This window comes from Tumebacillus algifaecis (assembly GCF_002243515.1).
Classification (GTDB): Bacteria; Bacillota; Bacilli; order Tumebacillales; family Tumebacillaceae; genus Tumebacillus_A; species Tumebacillus_A algifaecis.
Genome location: NZ_CP022657.1, coordinates 3,679,076 through 3,700,327, shown reverse-complemented (window position 1 = coordinate 3,700,327; position 21,252 = coordinate 3,679,076). Strand labels below are relative to the sequence as shown.

The following is a 21,252-nucleotide window of genomic DNA, read 5'->3' as shown; positions in this document are numbered from 1 at the left end:
TTTTGGTGAGCTTTACATATCCCAGTTCAGTTGGCGTCCACCGATCACATGGTAGTGAATATGGAAGACGGTCTGCTGGCCGTGTTCCCCGGTGTTGGTGATCACGCGAAAGCCGCTTTCCGCGACGCCAAGGATCTTCGCGACTTCTTGAATCGCCAAGTGGATCTTATGTACGGTCTCGCCATCCTCAAGTCCTACATGCAACACGCTTTGGATGTGCTTTTTCGGGATGACCAGCGCGTGAACGGGCGCGATCGGATTGATGTCATGGAAGGCGAGCACGTGGTCGTCTTCGTAGATTTTTTTGGAAGGGATTTCACCTGCAACAATTTTGCAGAAGATGCAGTCCGACATGTTATAACCTCCTCCGTCATATGGATGCTTGTACCAACAGAGTAACACGGATCGAGTCAAAAAGGGAATGAAATCGTTAAGAATACAGGAAAAGGAACGGATGCGTGGAATAGAATTTGGATGGAGGAGATGAATGCGTGAAGAAAAAATGGCTTCGGTTCATCAGCGTGTTGCTGATGGCAGTCTTGTTGGTTGCCGGGTATTACGTCTACTCGATGTTTTCATTCTTAGATGCGGTCAATTCAAACAATACGTTCTCCACAGGAGACAATCTGCTGAATACCGCGACATGGGAGGGCAAGGAACAAGTAAACATCCTCTTCCTGGGTGTCGATTCCCGCGGGGAAGGAGAGCAACCCCGCTCCGACACGATCTTGTTGTTAAGCGTCAATCCGGTCACCAAAAAAGCATCGCTGTTCTCGATCATGCGGGACACGTATGTCAACATCGAAGGTGTTGGGCAAGCGAAGATCAACGCAGCGTTTGCCTATGGTGGGCCAGAATTGCTGATCTCGACGGTGCAAGACTTTTTAGACTTGCCGATTCATTATTATGTTGCGACCGACTTTCAAGGTTTTGCGAAAATCATCGACGCGATCGGCGGCGTGGATGTGAACGTCCAAGAGAAAATGGTGCATGCCGATGATGGCGTGTATGATATTTTGCTCAACGCGGGCGAGCAGCATCTCACAGGTCAACAGGCCTTGATGTATGTGCGATACCGCGGCACGGCACGCGCCGATTTTGACCGCACGGAACGCCAGCGAGAAATGGTAAAAATCGTTGGGCAAAAGATTGCTTCGCCGAGCATGGCGCTCAAGTTGCCCAAGATTTTAAAAGAAGTGACGCCGTATACGTCGAGCAACGTGGCGGCGGGCGATCTGTACAAACTGATCGCGCTTGGCTTGAAAGTGGATGCGTCCGGCATGGTGACCGAGCAGTTGCCACCCGTTGAATTTTTGACCGAACAGTTGAACGTAAGCGGCGAGCAGATCCTCTGGCCCGACATCGAAGGGACGCGCCAGTTCGTCCATGAGAAGATCGGGGATACACAGACCGCAACGACGATTGAGCCGGGCACCGATAAAAACCATCAGGAAGTACCACAGAATGGCCCAACTGGCAACAGCAATCAGGGCACTCAACAGCCACCGCCCGCACAGACGACATCCACAGGGCCGTCAGCAAAGGTCTCTGGCGAATATGTCAACCTGCGTCAGAAGCCGGGGACGGAGCATGAGATAATCGGGCAGGTCTACGCCGGTGAGCTGTTGTCGGTCGAAGAACAGCAAGGCGATTGGTACTACGTCCGCACCAAAGATGGCATGTACGGCTATGTGAGCGCAGCGCTTGTTCAAATGGTGAATTGATTTCTATAAACCGGGACGTTTGTCTGGTGGTGTCACAAACTCGAATCCTAGAAAAAAGGAAGAGACTTCGAAAAGAAGTGGAAGGTGACGTCATGAGAAAGATCATTGGTGTGTTGCTTCTTGTTACAAGTATGTTGGCAACAGGATGCGGAGATCGTTCTCAGGACAAATCAAATGCACAGGAAGTTGCAGTAAAGTTTGACAAAGCCGCATTAGATTACTTGAATCGTGCTGAAGGTGAGGACTTACAAGGCACCGAATACGCCACCGAGAAGGGTCAGAAAATGATGAAGGAAGGCCTGCTCGGATACGATGACTATGTTCATAATGTAAGAGGTCGTCAAGGCCTACCGGAAGTTAAAGATGTGGTGATTAACGATGTGTTTGAAATCGGGGCGGATCACCAAGATGGATATATCGTAAACACGACGGTCGTTTATAATCCGGACCGCTCTCTATACTATAGGCATGTGGGGTTGAAGCTCATTTCTGTTGATGGAACATGGAAAGTCGATGAAGTCGATTTTCAAGGACACTTCGAGTCACCTAAAAATGATTAGCAATAAAAACAAGCGTTGATCGAACGAGTGAGCAAACAAGAAAGAAAATAAACAGATCGGGATTGTTGTTTATAGGAAGAAGGCCCCGTCAAGGGGTCTTTTTACTTGCCCATTTTTATGAAATTGAAGTCATAAAATCGGCTCTAGGACATAAGATATGTCAAACCTTTTTCTCTCGAAAAGCCTCCGATCAGCACCGAGGAGGGTGACGCAGAATGGAAAACCAGATTGTGATCTATCGAAACATTTCGGGCGAAAGCACTCGCGCGCAGGTCGATCTTTGGAAAGCACGCGTAATTCGCACTGGGGTCCAACTGGAGGAGAAAGGGAAAGGCAAGTCTCTGATCTTTCACCTGTATTTACGAGACGAGGAAGTGATCTTCTACATGTACGAAAATGGAAAGACACTGCATGTGTTGATCGAGTATCTGCGGGTGAAAAAGGGAGATGGTCGTATGGTCAAAGCGATCGACGCCTTGATCAGTGAGTTTAAGTTGCGTGGCGAAAAGTACGAAACGAACCGCGGGGAATTATACCGTACACTGTACTTAAACGGTCTCATCATGGATGACGGACCGTTTCAAGAGCGCAAATTAGCGGCTGATTTTGATCTGCGTTTGACAAGGGAGATCATCATGGGACACCTGTATATGTCGCTGGAACAATTTACAGCGGCCAGACAACAAGGTGATGCGGACCTTGAAGCGGAAACCATCGGCCGCCTCCAATCCTTCAGTCAGGAGCTCACGAAGATCGACGAAGTTCTGAAGAGCAATCCGTTTAAGGAATCCTGAGGAACGCGTTCGTTGCACGTCACTTCTTTGCATCCGAGTTGAAGACGGCGATCAGCTTGGTGATCCCGTAGATGCCGGCAGTAAGACCGAGCAAAATGCCGAGCAAAAGCATCCACGGCGAGGTGCCAAGCAGTCCGTCTAGCCACTGTCCGAGCAACGTGCCGCCCACCGTGCAGATGGCCAGATCGATCCCGATGGCCGATACCAGTCCAAATGCGCGCCATGCTTCATTTTTTTCCACGACATATTTGCTTTGTTCTGGCTGTTGTTCTTCTCGTTCATCCGGCTTCACCTGCTTGTTCACAGCCATCACCTCCACGTTTCCACTTTAAGTGTATGACCAAGATTCCGATATAAACACACTGAGGGAGCCATTTGGCTCTCTTTTTTGTTATACTTAGATTGAGCATACTCCAAGTTTAGGAAAATGGGCAAGGGGGACTAATTGTGAATCTTCATGTACATAAACATACGGATCTGAAAACCATTGCAGCCGACTCGCTGGTCGTATTCTATGCAGAAACATCGGTACTACCGACCGAGCTTACAGCACTTGATGAAGTGCTGGGCGGTGAATTGCAGGGGCTCTTTGCAGATGGGGAAGCTACAGGCAAAGCCAACTCGGTGACCCATGTGCGCACCAATGGCCGCATCGCGGCGAAGCACCTCTATCTCGTTGGCGTAGGCAAAGCAGACAAAGTCAACGCTGAAGTTGTTCGTAAGGCAGCTGGTACGGTCTCTCGCAGCGTTCGTGGTGAGAGTGTGGCAGTGTCGGCGCTTACCTGTGCGTATGCGGGAGCGATCACCGAAGGCTTGCTGATGGGGCGCTACGTGTACCACAATCACAAGTCGGAGCCGGAGGCAGATAAGCGCTACACGACGCTTCATGTCTACGCTGAAACTGATGTCAGCGCTGCGGTGGAAGCGGCGCATTTTGATGCCGAAGCGGTCAACCTCGCACGCGATCTGACCAACACGCCGGCCAACCTGCTCGACCCTGTGATCTTCGCTGACAAAGCGGTAGAACTGGGCACCGAAGTCGGTCTGGAAGTCGAAGTGCTGGATGAAGAAAAGTTGCAGGAATTGGGCTTGAACTTGCTGTGGTCGGTCGGTAAAGGCTCCGAGATTCCGCCGCGCCTCGTCGTATTGCGCTACAACGGCGCACCCGATTCGAAAGAAGTGTTGGGGATCGTCGGCAAAGGCGTCACCTTTGACACAGGCGGCTACATCATCAAGCCGGAAACTGGCATGGGTGACATGAAGACCGACATGGGCGGCGCGGCTTGCGTGCTTGGTGCGATGCGTTCGATCGCCCAGCGCAAACTGAACGTCAACGCGATCGGCATCCTGACGCTAGCGGAGAACATGATCTCCGGCAGTGCGTTCAAGCCTGGCGATGTGGCAGTAGCGTTTAACGGCAAGACGGTGGAGATGATCGACACCGACTGCGAAGGCCGTCTGGTGATGGCTGACGGCATCGCCTATGTGAAGCACCTGGGCGCGACGAAGATCGTGGATACGGCCACTCTGACTGGCGCGGTCGTGGTCGTGCTGGGCTCCGAAGCAGCTTCCTTGTATGGCAATGACGATCAATGGGTAGAAGAAGTGAAGCAAGCAGGTGCCGAAGTGGGTGAGCGCCTCTTCCCGTTGCCGAACTACCCGGAGTACCAGAAGCTGATCGAAAGCTCGATCGCCGACTATATCAACTATTCGTATCGCAACGCTGCGTCGATCGCAGGCGGCGTGTTTCTGGCAGCGTTTGCCGATGACGTGCCGTTCGTGCACATCGACATGGCGAACGTCTCCAGAGCTAAGAAGACTAGCGGGTACACGATCGAAGAGGCGACCGGGTTCTCGACTCGCTCGCTGATCAAAGTGGCTGAGCGTCTGGCAAAGTAAGCTTCATCAAGTCTCACTTGCGGAGGGATGTACGATGAGTGGCACGGAGATCAAAATCAAACGCCGTGATATCATGACGGCACAAAGCGTGGCCGATTTGCTTCGCCGCCTCGCCGACCAGATCGAAGAGCAGCACAGTTTCAACTTCGATGGAACGCCGGTCATGATCGCCAACCAAGTACAAGTGCGCCAAGACTACAAGAAAGCGGGCTTGGAGCACAAGTACGCGCTGTCCCTGTATTGGGAGGAAGAGTTTGTCGACCAGTTCAAACTGGGCGGTAACGAGAACAAGCGCGACGTGGAGCATGACCAAGAAGACCTTCCTGACACCGAAGACGAAGTCCCGCCACCTCCGCTCGATCTCCCTGGCACAGATGACCACCCGGGCATCCGTGGTAGAGAGTAGCGAAGAACCACCTGTGGATGCAGGTGGTTTTTTTGTTTCCAGAGCTCCTCTGAATCTTTTTGTCTGGAAAGTGCGTCATATTGATATAGAAATGCCCTGACCGGGAGGTGACACCGTGGAGCAGCAGATTCAACGCGCCTTGCAGGATGCGAGCGCGATGACCGATTTTTTGAAGGAACTGGAGCCTTTTGTTTACCGTGTTTGTTATCACTTGACCGGACATCAGCACGATGCGGAAGATCTGGCTCAAGATTCGCTTATGAAGGTATGTCGGAATCTCCACACCTACCGGGGCGACTGTGCGATACAGAGTTGGGTGTATCGAATCATCCTCAACACGCAGCGTGACGCGGTGCGGAAGAAGAAGAACGTCACGATGGTTGAGCTGTCCGAGACTGCTTCGACCAGTGAAGGATTCGAAAATCAAGTGAACATGAAGATGTTGATTCAAAAATTGCTCGGGGAACTGACCGGGGTGGATCGGCAGATTTTTATTTTACGGTTCGTTCAGGATCTGCCGCTGAAAGAAGTGGCCTCATTGCTTGAAATGAAGGAAGCGACTGTCAAAACCAGGCTGTTCCGCCTGCGTGATCGGTTGCGAGGACATTTGTAAAGACAGGGGGTGAACGCGAACATGATTCAATGCCAAGACGTTAAAGAAGCCATATGGAGTGCCGACCTCACGCCGGAAATGATCGAGCATGTGCTGACCTGCTCCGAATGTGAGCAGGAGCAGAAGCTGGTGCAAGGAATCGGCATCACGCTTGATCTGGAAGACATCCCAATGCCAAGCCGCTCGCTGCTCCCAGCCCGAGCGGAGATCGTCAAGGCGGTCAACGCGCACAGGTGGCGCCGCCTGTCGCGCTACGTCACAGCGGGCCTCGCAGCTGCTTGCGTCCTCCTTGTCTTCACACAAGTGCCCGGATTTCTCAGTAGCAAAGGGGACGATGCGTTACGCAATCAAACAGCTTCCACAAGTGGCGAGCAGGCCAAAAATCCGGATCAGGCCATCGCGAGCGAACGTCTGGACGACTTGGGCAATCGGAATGATTTGACCGCTATTAATGAACAGAAGAAAGAGCTAGCAAGCACGTCTTCTACAATCGATCCGCAGATCGTCAACCTGCTGGGCACCTATGGATGGACGCCGACTGGCGACTCGTTCCAGATGCAAACGGTGACGTTGCCGGACAGTTTTATCGACCAACCAGGCGCTTATCCGCTCGGTCTATACTGGGCGAAACATAATCTGTATGCCAAAGACATCGGCCTTGATGTATCTCGTCATCAGGGGGAGACGGTCGTCGCGTACACGGTCCCGCTCAAAGAGATGTGGGATGACGGCTTGAAGATGAACACCACCGCTGTCGTGCTCGAAAAGGACGGCAACCCTATTGGCGCTTGGCTTCAAAAAGGAACGGGTATGGCCGCTTCCTTGAAAAAGCGCGATTTCACCGACCTTGCCAAAGCATCGTGGGGTGATTGGCTCGTCCAAAATGGACAGGTCAATTACAAGCAAGGACCGGATGCGCAAATGGTCGGATGGACGCCGGAACAGGTGATCCTGAAATATTACGAAGCGATTCAATCGAGCGACTACGCGACCGCCTACGCGTTGTACTCCAAAGGGTATCAAAGCACCTTCTGGCACATGAATAACGGCGAGAAACTGTATGCTCAGAGCTGGGATAAAGGCGGCAATAACCCGCAAAATATCTCGTTTGTGCAAGTGATCGATTTGCAGGAGACCGAAGTGTCGAACAAAAGCCTCCCTGCTGAGTCTTATAAAGGCTCTCGTCTCAATCGCCAATTGGCCGGGGAGTTGCAATTCCAAGTCACAGTAAGCGTGCAGTACAAAACGCAGCTCGGTCAACAGGACGGCATCAACGCGTTTTTCATCGGCATGGTCAAAGAAACGTCGCAGGCACCTTGGAAGATCGAGTGGATCGATGGCAGCCCACGATAGAGGAAACATCTCGCGAACCCCTGCTAAATTCTGTATACTAGTCTCAGATGCGAAAAGGGGGTTCAACAAAAGATGAGCGTGAATTTGCAATATGTGGTGGATTTCTTGGTGAGCTTGGTCAACATCCCGAGCCCCTCCGGAAATACGGAGAAAGTCATTCGTTTCATCGAAGAGGAATGCGCGCGACTTGGCATTGAGAACAAGCGCAACAACAAGGATGGTCTGGTCCTGACTGTGCCTGGGAAAAACAACGATGTGCACCGCGTACTGACCGCACATGTTGATACGCTCGGAGCGATGGTCAAAGAGATCAAAGGCAACGGTCGTATCAAACTGACCTTGATCGGCGGCTTCGCGTACAACGCGATCGAAGGTGAATACTGCCAGATCGAAACGGCAGATGGCAAGTTGTATACGGGTACGATCCAATCGACCCATGCTTCTGTGCACGTTTACAAAGACACCAGCACGCATGAGCGCAACCAAAGCACGATGGAAATTCGCCTGGACGCCGTGGTGAAAAACGCGGACGACGTGCGCGAGTTAGGCATTGAAGTCGGTGATTTTATCTCTTTTGCTCCGCGTTGCGAAGTGACGGAAACCGGGTTCATCAAAACGCGTCATCTCGATGACAAAGCGTCGGTCGCCTGCATGTTTGGCGCGCTGAAAACGGTGTTGGACAGCGGTGAGCAACTGCCGTACACCACCCACTTCCTGATCTCTAACAACGAAGAGATCGGCTACGGGGCGAACTCCAACATTCCGCCGGAAACGGTCGAATTCCTCGCGATCGACATGGGTGCCATCGGTGAAGGCCAAACGACCGATGAGTTCTGTGTCTCGATCTGTGCCAAAGACTCGTCCGGCCCATACCACTATGGAATGCGCAAGCACCTCGTCGAACTGGCCAAAGCGAACGGTCTGAACTATGCGGTCGACATCTATCCGTACTACGGCTCTGACGCATCGGCTGCGATGAAAGCAGGCGTCGATGTGAAACACGGTCTGATCGGACCTGGGATCGATGCGTCGCACTCGATGGAGCGCACGCACAAGACGTCTTTGGAAAACTCGGTCAAGCTGATCGTGGCCTATCTGCAAAGCGATCTGGTGTAAACAGCAAATGATTGGAAGCGACACGAGAGGTGTAGACCTCTCGTGTTTTTATTTTGCCTGCAGGATGGGCAGAAGTAACAGATGATATGATCCTCAGATAAAGAGGGGCTTTTCGTGGTTGAAAAAGGGATTCTGTATGGTTCTTGGGCGCTGACGCACGGCTGCTCACCCGCCTCTTTTTCGTCTGGTTTCGAAAAGGATTCCGAGCAGAGGAAGACGCGAGAGACTCTGTGGCGTGATCTCTTGAGCAAGCAACAGCGTGCCGATGCCGACAAGCAGAGCGGCTGCGCTCCACAAAATGGGTAGGTTGGCAAACGAATAGGGAAGCGGCGCATGAAGCGCGACGAGCAACAGCGCAACCATTCCCAGTGCAGCTTGGCACGAACTGATCAGCGTCCGCCACGGCACAGCGAGTGCGGTGTAGCGCTGTAGCATCGCAAGCATCGTCCCCGTCTGCACCAGCGCCGTAGCGGAAAATGCCAGTGCAAATCCAGCACGGCCCAGCTCCCACAGTCCGAACGTGACGAAGATCGCGCCAAGGCGCACGACATCGCCGAGCAGCCCGGCATAGAGCAGTGCCCGACTTCGCCCTTGTGCCTGCAAGAGCGTGGCGAGTGGAGCCTGCAAATAGAGCGGCAGGGCGAGCGGGGCGAGCAACAGGAGGAGCAGAGCGGCTCCAGGGGCTTGAAACCACCCGCTAAGCGTCGGAGCAAGCACCCAGACGACTCCTGTCGTCGGCACCGCAACCATCATCACCACCCCGATGATCCGCCGCAGATGGACAGCAAAAGCGCGGCTACCGCTCACCGCCCGCTCCGCAGAAGCGATGGGCAACAACGCGGTGGCAATCCCGTCGGTCAGCACCATCGGTGCACAGAGCAGGGGCAGGGCGATCGTCGCATACTCGGCCACGAGCTGGGATGCAGCCGTCTCGCCGTGCGTCTTCGTCAGCAGTTCATGGGCCAGTGGGAGTTCGAACGCATAGCCGAGGCTGGCCAGCAAGGATTGTCCGGTCGGTGCAAGTGACATGCGCAGCACACTGCCCAGTCCGCTTTTTCCCCGATCTCGCAGCACCCCGCGCTTTTGCATCAACCGCCACAACATCGCCGCCAATAAGAGGGCGGCCACCCCTTCACCTGCTGTCAGCGTCAGGATGCCAACTTCGGCCGCCTGCGCATGATCGAGTGTCAAAGCGGGCAGCAAATAGATCAGCGCCAACAGCCGCACCCCCACTTCCACGACCTGAGCCAATGCAGGCGTATACGTACTCCCAAGTCCAAGCAACATCCCGCGCAAACTCCCAGTCACACAGATCAACAGGAGCAGCGGAACCGCCGTCTCCGCCAATCGGACAAACGCCCGCAACTCGATCCCGGTTTGGATGGCTAGCCCCGACATCAGCAAGAGTGAGAGCAGCGCAAATCCCACTGCACAAGCCGTTCCCCACAGCGCCGTCCGCAAAAGTGACCTTGGCACTGGACGCCCGACCTCTAATCGGGCAGATGCAAACAGACGGGTCAGCGCTTGTGGCAGTCCGATCGAACCGAACGTTGCGGCAACGCCGATCAGAGGCAAGACCATCCGAAACTCCGCGCTTTCTGCAAGCCCGAGCGTCGTCACAAAACGTGCCAAAAACAAGAGCCCCAACAGCCGCGAGATCAGCTCTGAGAGGCTCAAAATGCTCGATTCACGAACTGGAAACGGTTGAACCAACGAGCACCCCTCCGCACGGCAGTTTGTCCACTCCTTATCAATTCATCGTATGACCCGTCCGATGCAAACATACCGTCCGATCAACAGGCTTGCATGACTTATGCCTACGTTGGCTGACTTGAAGTTCGCCGTGCTCCGACCTGATGCTATTACCAGAAGACCTTGTCGAGTGGATGGATAACCAATGGGGAGCTTGTGAGGTTCTTGCTCTTTTATGGTAAAGTTAAGGGAAAGGGGGATTCGCGATGGGAATCAAATATCAAGACATGCCACAAGAGATGCTGGAACAGTTTCGAGTCGATATTCGCTCCTTGCCCTATGACGAATTTCTAAAATGGTCGGCCACAGAACGACAGCAGGTGGTGGCACTGATCATCGCCGATTTTGAAACGTTTATGACACCCGATGAGCGGATGGATTTGCGCGAGGCGTACCTTTCGACGATCAAAGACGCAGACCGTCAGCGCGCGATGTATGAGCATTATCGAGCGGCGTTGAGCCGCCGAGTTGAGCCGTTGCATTAAGACTTCAGATGTTCAGGAAAAAGAGGTCGATCGGAGCATATCCGATCGACCTCTTTTCATTAGGCTAGCAGTTGGGTGAAGAGCTTTTTCACGTTGCCGGCAAACATGTTGCTGAACGCAAAGTCAGCATAGGCGGCCGGAACTTGCAGGTCAGCCTCGTACGATGCCGCCCATTGTACAGGAAAAGAGACCGGGTCGGGAAAAGCTTGTGTTCGTTCAGCAAAGTCGAATTGCTAGGTGAGCAATACTGATAAGCAATCTGAGATGGTGCAAGCTGGGCGGATGCACCAGTGGTGTGCGGAATGGCGGATTGTTTTACGAATGGTTATTGCTGTCCGACCCGTTTGGTGACGATGAGCTGAACGAGTTGTTCTGCGACTGATTGTTCGCAGGAGCAGTGTTGTGGTACATCGCGCTATTCGATTTGTTGTTAAACGTGCTGTTGTTCAGCGACGGACCATTATCTGTCGCATTCGCTTGAAAGCCGCCAAATACCTGGCTAGAGGGTGTAGCGCCGCCCAACGAAGCCCCGTTGTTCATCGAGTTGCTGTTTTGCGAAGCGCTACCGTAAGAGTTGCCTTGAGAAGAAGAGCCCATCGAAGCCCCGTTGTTCATCGAGTTGCTGTTTTGCGAAGCGCTACCGTAAGAGTTGCCTTGAGAAGAAGAGCCCATCGAAGTCCCGCTGTTCATCGCATTGCCGCTTTGTGTAGCGCCACCATAAGAAGTGCCTTGAGAAGAGGAGCCCATCGAAGCCCCGCTGTTCATCGCGTTGCTGTTTTGCATAGCGCCACTATAGTAGTTGCCTTGAGAAGAGGAGCCCATCGAAGCCCCGCTATTCATTGCGTTGCCGCTTTGTGTAGCGCCGCCATAAGAAGTACCTTGAGAAGAGGAGCCCATCGAAGCCCCGCTGTTCATTGCGTTGTCGCTTTGCGTAGCGCCACCATAAGAAGTGCCTTGAGATGCGCCCCCCATCGAAGCCCCGCTGTTCATCGCGTTGCTGTTTTGCATAGCGCCACCATAGGAAGTGCCCTGTGCGGTACCTTGGGAGCTTGTCCCCATGGAGAGGGGCGTGCTGGTGCCGGTCGTGCCGCCCTGAGTGCCTTGGTTGGTTAGCAGGTTGGAGCCATCGGTGCTGGAAGTAGTGCGAGACCGTTCCCAGCCAGGGGCCTGAGTTTTATGGAAATGGGTAGTGTCGGTGGCGATCGGCCCTGTTGGGGACATGTTGGGTTGCGATTGTGAACCGCCCATCTGTTGGCCGGGGCTTTGGTTCATCATGAAGGAGATCTGTTGTGACTGCACGCCTTGCGAATTGTTCAGCCCTTGCTGTCCTTGGTTGGACGTGCCCTGCATCCTGTTCCCGCCAATCACGCCGCTGTTCTGTAGCTGCTGGGAGATCGTCCGAATATGGTGGTTCATGTCATTGCACACTGATGCGATCTCATAAAGCAAACGGCTGGCCTGATGCTCTTGGTAAGCCGCTTGGTAATACGTCTTGTGCGTATTTTGATTGGCGTTGGACTGCATTTGTTGGTATTGGTTCATGTTCTGCTGCGCCAACTGCTGGGCCATATGGGCAAGCTGGCTGACTTCCTGCTGCAGATCCTGCACTTGGCTGGACATCCGGTCAATGTTTTGTTGCATGACTCTTCCTCCTTCTTGCGAATACAAGTCTCACTGTGTCTATCTTGTACCTCGCCAAGGAAGAAATATGCACAGGTTTATAAAAAAGGGCAGAAACGGACATCGTAAAAAGGGAATGAACACTTGCCGAAGGAGATTTCATCATGCCACAAAACGCGCAAAACTTGCAGCAACTTGAAGCGGACATCGCACTGGTGCAGATTGAACTGCGCCAAATTCGCCAGATGATCGGCTCGCTGATCCGCACCGAAGAACGGACGATGCACATGCTCTCGCAGCAGCCCAGGCAGCCCAGTCAGCAACAACAAATGCAATCTATGCCAAACCAGAACCAATCCCCCTTTAAAAACAACCAAAACTGGCAAGGCACGACCGCCTTCAACATGCCGGTTCCTCCGCAATTGCTTAATGAAGAACGGCGGTCGATGGAACAGTACGGCGAAATGAGAAACACGGCGGATCGCATGTTCCAACAGGTCCAAAACTTCGTACAGGCGCAGAGCGGCAATCGTGACAATCTGAACACGTACAGCGCCCAACAGATGAATCCTCCGCACAACGACCCAACTCAGCGCCAGTTCTAAGCCAGCGTTCTGCACAGCCTGCGGACTTTCGCAGGCTTTTTATGGCATTTTAGTTGAAAAGTCGGACTCGGTGGGATATAGTAAATTTTAGATTTTGAACCTTTGGAGGGTATACATATGTCTACAGAACCGACAAAAACGCTCGATCCGGTCCCGAATCCTCATCCGGAGCGTGAATATGAAGTAGAAATCCGCTGCCCGGAATTCACCGCGCTTTGCCCCAAGACAGGCCAGCCGGACTTTGCGACGATCATCGTTCGCTACGTGCCAGGTCCGCACATCATCGAACTGAAATCGCTCAAGCTGTACCTCTGGGCGTTCCGTGATGAAGGTCATTTCCACGAAGACGTGACCAACATCATTCTGAACGATCTCGTGAAAGCACTTGAACCGCGCTGGATGCAAGTCGAAGGTGAATTTAACGTTCGCGGTGGTATTTATACCAACGTCAAAGTAGAGCACAATCCGGAATTTAAACGCAGCCGCGCCTAAACAGTTACATCGCAAGGAGCCCTGGAGCTTTACGCCCGAGGCTTCTTTTTTTATGTTTGCGATTCGCAATTGCCAACCTTATGAGTTGAATAAGTAGTGCTAGTCTTCATAAGGTTGGGACAATTGGTCAATACATTGACTTTTATATTGGCTGTCGATTATTATTTCGAATAAGGCTCCGTACTTCTTTTGAAGCAATCTGTGAGAATATTTTCACCATATAGAATGGGGGATACAAAAATGCAAAAGAAATGGTTTGGCACCGCGATGGCTGCCGTGATGATGGGCACCGTGCTCGTCGGTTGCGGCGATAACTCGTCAACTGGCAAAGGTTCGGACGAGCAAGTCTTGAACCTGTATATCGGCGATGACCTGCCGAACATGGACGTCTCCAAAGCAACCGATGCCTACTCCTTCCTGATGATGGCCAATACGATGGAAGGTCTTGTGCGCCTCGACGCAGAAGGCAAGGCACAACCGGGTATCGCAGAATCTTGGGAGATCTCCCCGGACAGCAAAACTTTTACCTTCAAACTGCGTGACGCAAAATGGGGCAATGGCGATGCAGTCACCGCAGAAGATTTCGTATACTCTTGGAAGCGCACCTTGAAACCGGAAACTGCTTCGCAGTACTCCTTTATGCTCTATTGGATAAAAGGTGCTTCCGATTATAACCAAGGCAAGGGCTCTGATGCAGAAATCGGCGTGAAAGCGCTCGATAACAAAACTCTGCAAGTCACTTTGGACAACCCGACTCCGTTCTTCCTGAACCAAATGTCGTTCCCGATCTTCTATGCGCAAAACAAGAAGTTCGTTGAAGAAAAAGGCGACAAATATGGCACTTCTTTCGATACGATCCTTTCCAATGGTCCGTTCAAAATGGTTGGTTGGGAGCATGACACTTCCGTCTCCCTCGAAAAGAACGCCGACTACTGGGATGCGTCCAATGTGACGCTGGAAAAGGTCAACTACCAAGTGATCAAAGATACCACCGCAGCTGTGAACATGTATGAAGCTGGTCAACTCGACCGCGTCGGACTGGTTCGCGACCATGTGGACCGTTACAAAGACTCCGCCGAATTCTCTTTGAAGCCGGAACTGACCAACGGTTACCTGCTTTTTAACCCGAAAGTAAAAGGTCTTGATAACGCGAAAATCCGCACCGCGATTACGTGGGCGATCGACCGTGACATGTACGTAGACATCGTGTACCACAATGGTACCGTTGGTGCGACAGGTTTTGTTCCTAATGGCACATCCGACTCGGCAGGCGGCGATTTCCGCAAAACTGCTGGCGACACGTTGAGCAAGAAAACGGACGCAGAAGTCAAAGAGATGTTCGAAGCAGGCTTGAAAGAAGCAGGTCTGAAAGCATCCGACCTGAAACTGCAAATGCTCGTCGATGACTCTGACGTCGCGAAAAAATCGTCAGAACTGCTTCAAGAGCAATGGCGCTCCAAACTGGGCATCAACGTCGATGTTCAAGGCGTACCGTTCAAACTGCGTCTGGAAAAAGAGCGGAACATGGATTACCAAATCGGTCTGTCCCTGTGGGGCGCGGACTATAATGACCCGATGACCTTCCTCGACCTGTACCTCGCAGATGGCGAGTTCAACAAAGTGAAATACAACAACCCGCAGTATGACGAACTGATCAAGCTGGCAAAAGCTGAGTCGGACACCAAAAAACGTGCACAATACCTCGTCGATGCTGAAAAGCTTCTGATGAAGGATATGCCGATCGGTCCGATCTTCTTCCGCGGCAAATCGTTTGCAACCAAAGAGTATGTCAAAGGGCTCGTGACCTTCCCGTACGGGGTCGATTACGACCTCAAGCATGTTAAAATCGAAGGCAAAAAATAATTGCCTTATGCAAAATGGAAAACAGGAGCCGGCGCCGGCTCCTGTTTTTTATAGAAATCGTGCGAATAAGGTCGAATTATGAAGTTATTCCTACCTAATTGTAGATAAAAGCTGAAAACAACTCGTCTATGTATTTCAAATAATCAGAATAGTAAGTTATAATGAATTCAACAACAACTCGCTGCTACACACAGCGGTTGAGGAAAGGAGGCTCTACCGAAACGAACGAAACACTCCGAAAAAGCGTTCATCAGCAGATAAACGACCCGAAAGGAGCGCGATACAGGAAGATGTCAACCAAAAGGACTCAGGTGATCATTCCGTAAAGGAGCGTGACAGCACAGAGGGAGAAATCTTCTGATCGGATAACGTTCAGTTTTGGTTCAAACACATGACCAATCAAAAATAAAAGGTACCAACATCCAAACGCGGAGTTGGTACCTTTTTGTGTTTGAGCCTTTGTTGTTTCCTCAAATCATCTTGAGGTAGGTGAGCAGATTGTACAGCATGTCGGCGCTTTCGGCACGGGTTGCGGCGCGGCGCGGTTCGACAGAGCTGATGTTCTTGTCGAGAATGCCTGTCGAGATGGCCAGTGCCACGTCTTCACGCGCCCAGGACGAGACGTTGTTGCGATCTTGTACCTGTCCGAGGATGCGAGTGGTGTCCACGTACGGACGCTGCTCGACGAAGCTCAAGCAGCGCACCATCAGCGAGGCGATCTCCTCACGGGTGATCGGGCTGTGCGGTGCGAACGTCCACGCGTCATGACCGCTGATCAAGCCGAGTGTGGAGCCGATGCCAACCGGCTTGGTGAACCAAGTGTTTTTCGGGACATCACGGAACAGGCTGGTGCCCTGCTTGTCGGAAAGTCCCAGTGACAACATCATCAACGTCGCAAATTCTGCGCGTGTGATGTTGCCTTGCGGTGCAAAGGATGTCGTGGTGCGCCCGTTGATGATGTGGCGATTTGACAGTTCCTGAATCTTCGACCGCTGCGGTGTGTATTGAATGTCGGTGAACGATTTCGCATCTTGAATCGGCACGTATATGCCGTTGCCGGAGCGTTTGATCACCAATTTTCCATGCCCGACCGTGTCACGAAACAATTTGGATGGCGATGGAACCAAGTGTTCATCGCGCGGATGGTAGAACAGGGCGGACGCGGTTTGATCGGAGGAAAGCACCGCTCCTGTCAGATCGATCGAGACTTGTACGAAGCGATTGCCATAGTCAAGCAGAGGAACCGACTGTCCCCCGAACAAAGCCTGCACGCCGAACTGCACAGGCATCAACATCGGGTTGTTGATCTTTTGGACCTGCAATTTGGTCTGGATCGCCGTGCGGTCAGTTTGTTCAGCCGAGGCGATCGTAAATTGCAAACTGCCACCGTTGCTGTTCAGCACGCTGTTCAGCAGCGTTTCATTAACCGCCGGAAGCGGCAGGTCGTAACTGCCTGCCTCCGCTGCGATCAAAAGGTGCGCGCTGCGGCCAAATCGGTTGATCACCTCTTTGATCACGGCAGCCGGTATGGTCACCTGTGCATAGCGGTCGGTCGTCGGCACAGAGATCGTCAGATACGTCGTGCCTGTAGTGGCACCGCGCACTGCGCTTAGCGCCCTGCTCTCATTGAGCGTGACAAAGGACATGCCGGAGCGGCGTTCGACCTGTACGCCCGTGCCAGAATCATACAACACCGTTTGCTTTTGACCGCTGTTCAGCTCGCCTGTGAAGCGGTAGGGCCCTGTGTCGATCGGGGAGACCATGCCATCTCCCTTCTTCGAGACGAAGTTGAACGTCGAGCTTTTTTGCTCGCCTTGAACGCTGACGGTCGCGCGGTAGAGTCCGCTTGGAAAATCTTGAGCCATCGTCCAGTCGAAGCGGTAGATGCCGTTCTCATCGGTCTTGGTTTGGTCGAGGTGCACCGTATCTCCGTCCAAGCTTTCGACCGTGAGGAACACGGGGGTGCCGCGTAGCGACACACCGCGGTCCTGATAGACCCCTTCGGCGGTCACGCCGGAGCCGTATGTCTTGATGGCAATCGTCGTGTCTGCATAAACGGCCGGAGCTACAGGGATGGGGCCAAGCAGGAGGCCCGCCGTCAAACAGCCGGTGAGGGCAAGTCGTTTCCAGTTCATCGCGAGTCCTCCTCGTTTAGAGATTGAGTGTTCGGTAGTAGTTGACCGTTTCTGCCAGCGGTGTTGCGGTGTACGAATCGATCACAAACGCTTGAATGGACAGCGAATTGGTCGGTCCATCAGCATAGACGGTGTTCTGGCCGCCAAAATCGAGCTTGAAGTTGACCGTTTCAAATGCACTGAACGTGGCTTGGAATTCTTTCGTCTCGATCAATTTGCCGTTTTTGCGCACCATGACGAGCACTTTGCTGTTGCGAATGTTGTTGTCATGATTTTTGACTCGTACTTCCGCCTTGTGCAGGCCGCTTCGGGTGGTGGCTGCCGTATACGAGACGGCGGCGCTGAATGGATGAACGGTAAACCCGAGCGGTGCCGAGGTGCCGTCTGCCGTTTTGACCACCACTTTGTGCACGCCGGGCAGGAGCCCAGACGGCATCGTAAACGACAAGCTGTCGGACGTGATCGAGGACGGGGACACTTCGGTCGTGCCGTCGATCAACACTTTGGCACCTGTCTTAAATCCGGTGCCGGTCACTTTGGCGGTGAAGGATGAATATCCGGAGTTCATGGCAGCCTGATCGAGCGCTACCGCTTGCACCAGTGGTGCACGGTCAACCACTTTGATCCACGAGATGAACTCACCGTCATCGAAGGTGCTGAGCACCAATTTGTACAGACCGGGCTGCAGCGAGCGGCGCAGCGTGAGGTCGTAGCGGGTTGACGAGTTGGTGTTCTGCGCGGTGATCGCAGTGGAGACGTCTTCGCCGTTCGACGTGTACAGCTTGGCGCTAATCTCTTTGTTGTTGTACGGGAAACGAGTATTCACACCAAGCAGAGAGATGCGCTGTGTGAGGCTGGCATCATAGGTGATCTGCGACGGATTTGCATACAGTTCGACCGGACTCGGACGATAGCCGCTGGAGCTATTCTCCAGCAACACAGGGGTGGAAGCGACTTGATTGAGCAAGGTGGTCACTCTGACCTTGTAGCTTTCGGTCTCACTAAGCCCTGTGAAGACGGCGCGCCCTGTGCCCGGTTGTACGATCAGCGGTTCACTCCACACGGAGCTTCCGCGCGGCTGCACTTCGACCTGTACACCGGATGGCAAGGTGTTGACCGGGTCCTGCCAAGTGACGGTCAGTTTGCCCTTTTGTTCGGTCACGTTGGCTTGAGTCACTTTGCTGATCGGTTGCAGGCCAATGCCTGTGGTGCCGCCGAGATAGACACCAGCCGATTCGGTGTTCGCAGTGGACAGCGTCGTGATGCGAACTTGGTACATCGAATTCGGGTCGAGACCATCAAAAGTTACCTCATTGTTGCCTTTCAGTACCGTTTTGGTGCTCGTGTAGGAACTGCTGGTGCTCTTTTTCAGTGCGACCACAGTCTGCTTGTAGTCGGCAGAAAGCGGATCGGTGAAACGCACCGTCAATTTGGTGGTATCTGGGATCAGCAGTGCATTGCGCACTTCGTTTTGCGCTTGACCTGAGCCGAGCGGAATGGTGAAACCGCGGCCATTGTTGGTCAAGGTCACGCCTTGTGACTCGTTGCCACTCGTATCGACGGTGGTGATGCGCAGCGTATAGGTCGTGCCCGCAGTCAGGTCGCGAATCGTCATGCCGCCTTGACCGCGTGCAGCATCAAAGCGCTTCACTTCGGAACCGCCGAGCTTCTGGGCATAGATCATGACCTTTTCAAAATCGGCATCATTCGGTTCGAAATAGGAGACGGTCAACGCATTGCCTGACAAGCTAGCACTTGCGTTTGTCACTTCATGCGGCGGATAGATGTCACCGCTGGTCAGGTTGTACCCATACCCGCTGTTGTCAAAGATGATGCCATAGGAGCTGGTGTTTTTGTTCGTATCGACGACGATCAATTTAAAGAAATAATCGCGGTCGAGTAGCAGATTGCTGACTTCATAGCGCTGGATTCGCTTGTCCACGCGTTCGACAAGCTTCCAGACTGGCGACAAGGAGCGTTCTGCCGAATAGATTTCGACATGTGTACCGTCGGTGGAAGCGGGGTTCCAGGAAAGCAGCATCTTTTTCATGTCTACAGGCTGAATCCGTACGCCGCCAAGTTCGGCCGGGTAGTTTCCTCCCGATTTGCCTGCTACATAGAAGCCGTGTCCACCGTTATCCAGCAGGTGAAAAGCTTGCTCCACCCCTTTGCTGTCATAAAGGCGGAACTGCAGGTCGTACGTGCCGCGCGGCATATCGCGCAGATAGGCTGAGCGCGTGCTTTTGTTGCTCAACACCGTCTCGCGGAACTCGGTCGTACCGTGCGGCGCATAATAAACTTTGAACTGATTGAAATTGATCGCAGTTCCCGTCTCGCTCCACGCCAGCTTCAGGCCGCCTTCACTCTCTTGGGAGACGGTCAGGTTGCGGAGGTCGGTTAACGAAAATGTATCGATCGTGCGGGAGACGGTCACACCGCTCGATTCGTTGCCGAAGCTGTCTACTGCTGTCACTTTAAACGTGTATTCGATGTTGCCGGACAGACCGTTCAAAGTGAACTGTCTGACCCCTTTGTCAACTCGTCCGACCGAGATCCAGTCGGTGAGGGCAGATCTGAGATAAATTTTGACATGGTGAAGATCGGCAGAGACGGAATCGCTCGGGTCAACCCAGGTGAGCAACGCTGACGTTTTGGATGGAGCCGATACGCTGAAGCTGGTAACGTTTGACGGCGGTGTCGTGTCGAACGTGTACCCGTAGCCGTTGTTGGTCGCCACCTGTAGGGACCAGTTACCGAACAGGTCCGTCTTGGTAAAGCGGAAATCGTATCGTTTCGAGGTGTTCATCTCTCGAAGCACAGCATGTTCGACGCCTTTGGCGACGACATAGCCATCCGACCAGCGGTTGGTGCCATGCTCTGCATATTGAATGGTGACGAGGCTCAAATCGGGATCGACAGGGTCTTTCCAGCTCAGGTCAAAACCGTTGGGAATCGAGCGAACCACCAAGCTGGTCAGCTCCCCTGGAGGTGTGCTGTCCTGAGCGAGGTATCCCGCTCCGTTGTTGGTAAATTCGGTACCTTGCGAAGTGGTGCCATCCACTTTGCGCGTAAACAGTTTGATTTTATAGCGTTTGTTGTGCTCCAAATCTCGAAGGGTAACCGTTTGTTGCGAACGGGGGACGGTCACCGTGTGAAGATAGTTTGTCAAGTTGATCGGTCCGTATTGGATGATGACTTCGCGCAGATCGATCGCGCCAGGATCGGTCCAGTCGATGCGAATGTCACGGTCTGCGCCCGGCGTGACCCGTACGTTGGTCGGGTCGTAACTGCTCATCACATGGATTTCGGCAATTGCCGTTTCATAAGACATGACGAGAAGTCGATAGTGGCCCTCAATCAAGCCCGGCTTCAATGTAAACGACATGCGCCTGTTATCTAAATATTGGATGTCGGCGATCGCATCGACCTTTTGTCCGCTCTGATTGTAGAGCGTGATCTGCGCGCCGGTGTGGAACGGAAACATGTTGCCCCCAGTCAATGTGATCTTGGTACCAGGGTAGCCAAGGGGGAAGACAGAACTGGATAAGGTGATGTCCGCATCTGCTTCGGCCTGTTGAGGCGGAAGGATCGGGATCAGCGTGGCGATGAGCAAAAGTACAGTGAGCAGCGCAAGCGGGGTCCTCCATCTTGGGGACCAGCGGTGCTGATGCAATGGAAATCCCTCCTTTTAATAGTTTCCAAGTTGGTAAGATAATTACTTCGCGTTTCGAATAGGGAATCCTGTTAAAAGATAGTAAGAATGGTCATTTTTCGACATTTAGTCCTAGAAAAAAGAACCTTTTTTCACGGTGGAAAGCGGGTTCTCAAAAAAAGT

The 21,252-nt window shown here is 53.0% G+C and carries 18 protein-coding genes; 12 read left to right on the top strand and 6 right to left on the bottom strand.

What is annotated here, in order from left to right; all coding sequences use genetic code 11:
- Positions 1-12: 12 nt before the first annotated feature.
- Positions 13-354 (bottom strand): histidine triad nucleotide-binding protein, encoded by a 342-nt coding sequence (locus CIG75_RS16305; protein WP_094237591.1) that lies wholly within the window; start codon positions 352-354, stop codon positions 13-15.
- A gap of 137 nt (positions 355-491) precedes the next feature.
- Between CIG75_RS16305 and CIG75_RS16300 the strand changes: the two genes are divergently transcribed.
- The 3 genes from CIG75_RS16300 to CIG75_RS16290 all read left to right on the top strand — a co-directional run bounded on the left by CIG75_RS16300 (position 492) and on the right by CIG75_RS16290 (position 3,078).
- Positions 492-1,724: an LCP family protein gene (locus CIG75_RS16300; RefSeq protein WP_094237590.1), complete on the top strand. Its 1,233-nt coding sequence runs from the start codon at positions 492-494 to the stop codon at positions 1,722-1,724.
- A 92-nt stretch (positions 1,725-1,816) separates the two neighbouring features.
- On the top strand, positions 1,817-2,284 hold the full coding sequence (locus tag CIG75_RS16295) for a hypothetical protein (protein WP_094237589.1): 468 nt from the start codon (positions 1,817-1,819) through the stop codon (positions 2,282-2,284).
- A 215-nt stretch (positions 2,285-2,499) separates the two neighbouring features.
- Complete coding sequence (locus CIG75_RS16290) at positions 2,500-3,078, top strand: hypothetical protein (RefSeq protein ID WP_094237588.1); 579 nt, start codon at positions 2,500-2,502, stop codon at positions 3,076-3,078.
- Positions 3,079-3,097: 19 nt separating this feature from the next.
- On the opposite strand, the gene CIG75_RS16285 is transcribed toward CIG75_RS16290, so the two are convergent.
- The gene (locus CIG75_RS16285) at positions 3,098-3,382 is read right to left on the bottom strand and encodes an AtpZ/AtpI family protein (RefSeq protein WP_227874262.1); all 285 of its coding nucleotides are present in this window, start codon (positions 3,380-3,382) and stop codon (positions 3,098-3,100) included.
- Between the two features lie 143 nt (positions 3,383-3,525).
- Between CIG75_RS16285 and CIG75_RS16280 the strand changes: the two genes are divergently transcribed.
- From CIG75_RS16280 to CIG75_RS16260, 5 genes are all read left to right on the top strand, one after another.
- Positions 3,526-4,977, top strand: a complete 1,452-nt coding sequence (locus CIG75_RS16280) for a leucyl aminopeptidase (RefSeq protein ID WP_157729602.1) — start codon at positions 3,526-3,528, stop codon at positions 4,975-4,977.
- A 34-nt stretch (positions 4,978-5,011) separates the two neighbouring features.
- Positions 5,012-5,383 (top strand): hypothetical protein, encoded by a 372-nt coding sequence (locus CIG75_RS16275; protein ID WP_094237585.1) that lies wholly within the window; start codon positions 5,012-5,014, stop codon positions 5,381-5,383.
- A gap of 115 nt (positions 5,384-5,498) precedes the next feature.
- On the top strand, positions 5,499-5,996 hold the full coding sequence (locus tag CIG75_RS16270; protein ID WP_094237584.1) for an RNA polymerase sigma factor: 498 nt from the start codon (positions 5,499-5,501) through the stop codon (positions 5,994-5,996).
- A gap of 21 nt (positions 5,997-6,017) precedes the next feature.
- The gene (locus CIG75_RS16265; protein ID WP_094237583.1) at positions 6,018-7,349 is read left to right on the top strand and encodes a DUF4830 domain-containing protein; all 1,332 of its coding nucleotides are present in this window, start codon (positions 6,018-6,020) and stop codon (positions 7,347-7,349) included.
- Between the two features lie 72 nt (positions 7,350-7,421).
- Positions 7,422-8,465 (top strand): M42 family metallopeptidase, encoded by a 1,044-nt coding sequence (locus CIG75_RS16260; RefSeq protein WP_094237582.1) that lies wholly within the window; start codon positions 7,422-7,424, stop codon positions 8,463-8,465.
- Between the two features lie 165 nt (positions 8,466-8,630).
- On the opposite strand, the gene CIG75_RS16255 is transcribed toward CIG75_RS16260, so the two are convergent.
- Positions 8,631-10,178 carry an oligosaccharide flippase family protein gene (locus CIG75_RS16255; RefSeq protein ID WP_094237581.1) on the bottom strand — a complete coding sequence of 516 codons (1,548 nt, stop codon included), beginning with the start codon at positions 10,176-10,178 and terminating at the stop codon, positions 8,631-8,633.
- A 245-nt stretch (positions 10,179-10,423) separates the two neighbouring features.
- On the opposite strand from CIG75_RS16255, the gene CIG75_RS16250 reads away from it, so the two are divergent.
- A complete protein-coding gene (locus CIG75_RS16250; RefSeq protein WP_094237580.1) occupies positions 10,424-10,702 on the top strand; it encodes a hypothetical protein in 279 nt (92 codons plus the stop codon).
- A gap of 315 nt (positions 10,703-11,017) precedes the next feature.
- Here the strand turns inward: CIG75_RS16250 and CIG75_RS16245 are convergent, their stop codons facing one another.
- A complete protein-coding gene (locus CIG75_RS16245) occupies positions 11,018-12,343 on the bottom strand; it encodes a serine-rich family protein (protein WP_094237579.1) in 1,326 nt (441 codons plus the stop codon).
- 143 nt (positions 12,344-12,486) lie between these two features.
- Here CIG75_RS16245 and CIG75_RS16240 point away from each other — a divergent pair, with 143 nt between their 5' ends.
- From CIG75_RS16240 to CIG75_RS16230, 3 genes are all read left to right on the top strand, one after another.
- Positions 12,487-12,927 carry a hypothetical protein gene (locus CIG75_RS16240; protein ID WP_094237578.1) on the top strand — a complete coding sequence of 147 codons (441 nt, stop codon included), beginning with the start codon at positions 12,487-12,489 and terminating at the stop codon, positions 12,925-12,927.
- 117 nt (positions 12,928-13,044) lie between these two features.
- Positions 13,045-13,419, top strand: a complete 375-nt coding sequence (queF, locus tag CIG75_RS16235; RefSeq protein WP_094237577.1) for a preQ(1) synthase — start codon at positions 13,045-13,047, stop codon at positions 13,417-13,419.
- A gap of 240 nt (positions 13,420-13,659) precedes the next feature.
- Positions 13,660-15,282, top strand: a complete 1,623-nt coding sequence (locus CIG75_RS16230) for a peptide ABC transporter substrate-binding protein (protein ID WP_157729601.1) — start codon at positions 13,660-13,662, stop codon at positions 15,280-15,282.
- Positions 15,283-15,752: 470 nt separating this feature from the next.
- Here the strand turns inward: CIG75_RS16230 and CIG75_RS16225 are convergent, their stop codons facing one another.
- Positions 15,753-17,417: an S-layer homology domain-containing protein gene (locus CIG75_RS16225; RefSeq protein ID WP_094237575.1), complete on the bottom strand. Its 1,665-nt coding sequence runs from the start codon at positions 17,415-17,417 to the stop codon at positions 15,753-15,755.
- Between the two features lie 16 nt (positions 17,418-17,433).
- Positions 17,434-21,090, bottom strand: a complete 3,657-nt coding sequence (locus CIG75_RS16220) for a fibronectin type III domain-containing protein (RefSeq protein WP_094237574.1) — start codon at positions 21,088-21,090, stop codon at positions 17,434-17,436.
- Positions 21,091-21,252: the final 162 nt, after the last annotated feature.

Excerpts from the sequence above, each read along its gene's own strand:
- CIG75_RS16245 (WP_094237579.1), bottom strand. The coding sequence starts at position 12,343 with ATGCAACAAAACATTGACCGGATGTCCAGCCAAGTGCAGGATCTGCAG.
- CIG75_RS16275 (WP_094237585.1), top strand. The coding sequence starts at position 5,012 with ATGAGTGGCACGGAGATCAAAATCAAACGCCGTGATATCATGACGGCA.
- CIG75_RS16290 (WP_094237588.1), top strand. The coding sequence starts at position 2,500 with ATGGAAAACCAGATTGTGATCTATCGAAACATTTCGGGCGAAAGCACT.
- queF (WP_094237577.1), top strand. The coding sequence starts at position 13,045 with ATGTCTACAGAACCGACAAAAACGCTCGATCCGGTCCCGAATCCTCAT.
- CIG75_RS16295 (WP_094237589.1), top strand. The coding sequence starts at position 1,817 with ATGAGAAAGATCATTGGTGTGTTGCTTCTTGTTACAAGTATGTTGGCA.
- CIG75_RS16250 (WP_094237580.1), top strand. The coding sequence starts at position 10,424 with ATGGGAATCAAATATCAAGACATGCCACAAGAGATGCTGGAACAGTTT.
- CIG75_RS16230 (WP_157729601.1), top strand. The coding sequence starts at position 13,660 with ATGCAAAAGAAATGGTTTGGCACCGCGATGGCTGCCGTGATGATGGGC.
- CIG75_RS16305 (WP_094237591.1), bottom strand. The coding sequence starts at position 354 with ATGTCGGACTGCATCTTCTGCAAAATTGTTGCAGGTGAAATCCCTTCC.
- CIG75_RS16240 (WP_094237578.1), top strand. The coding sequence starts at position 12,487 with ATGCCACAAAACGCGCAAAACTTGCAGCAACTTGAAGCGGACATCGCA.
- CIG75_RS16260 (WP_094237582.1), top strand. The coding sequence starts at position 7,422 with ATGAGCGTGAATTTGCAATATGTGGTGGATTTCTTGGTGAGCTTGGTC.
- CIG75_RS16265 (WP_094237583.1), top strand. The coding sequence starts at position 6,018 with ATGATTCAATGCCAAGACGTTAAAGAAGCCATATGGAGTGCCGACCTC.
- CIG75_RS16225 (WP_094237575.1), bottom strand. The coding sequence starts at position 17,417 with ATGAACTGGAAACGACTTGCCCTCACCGGCTGTTTGACGGCGGGCCTC.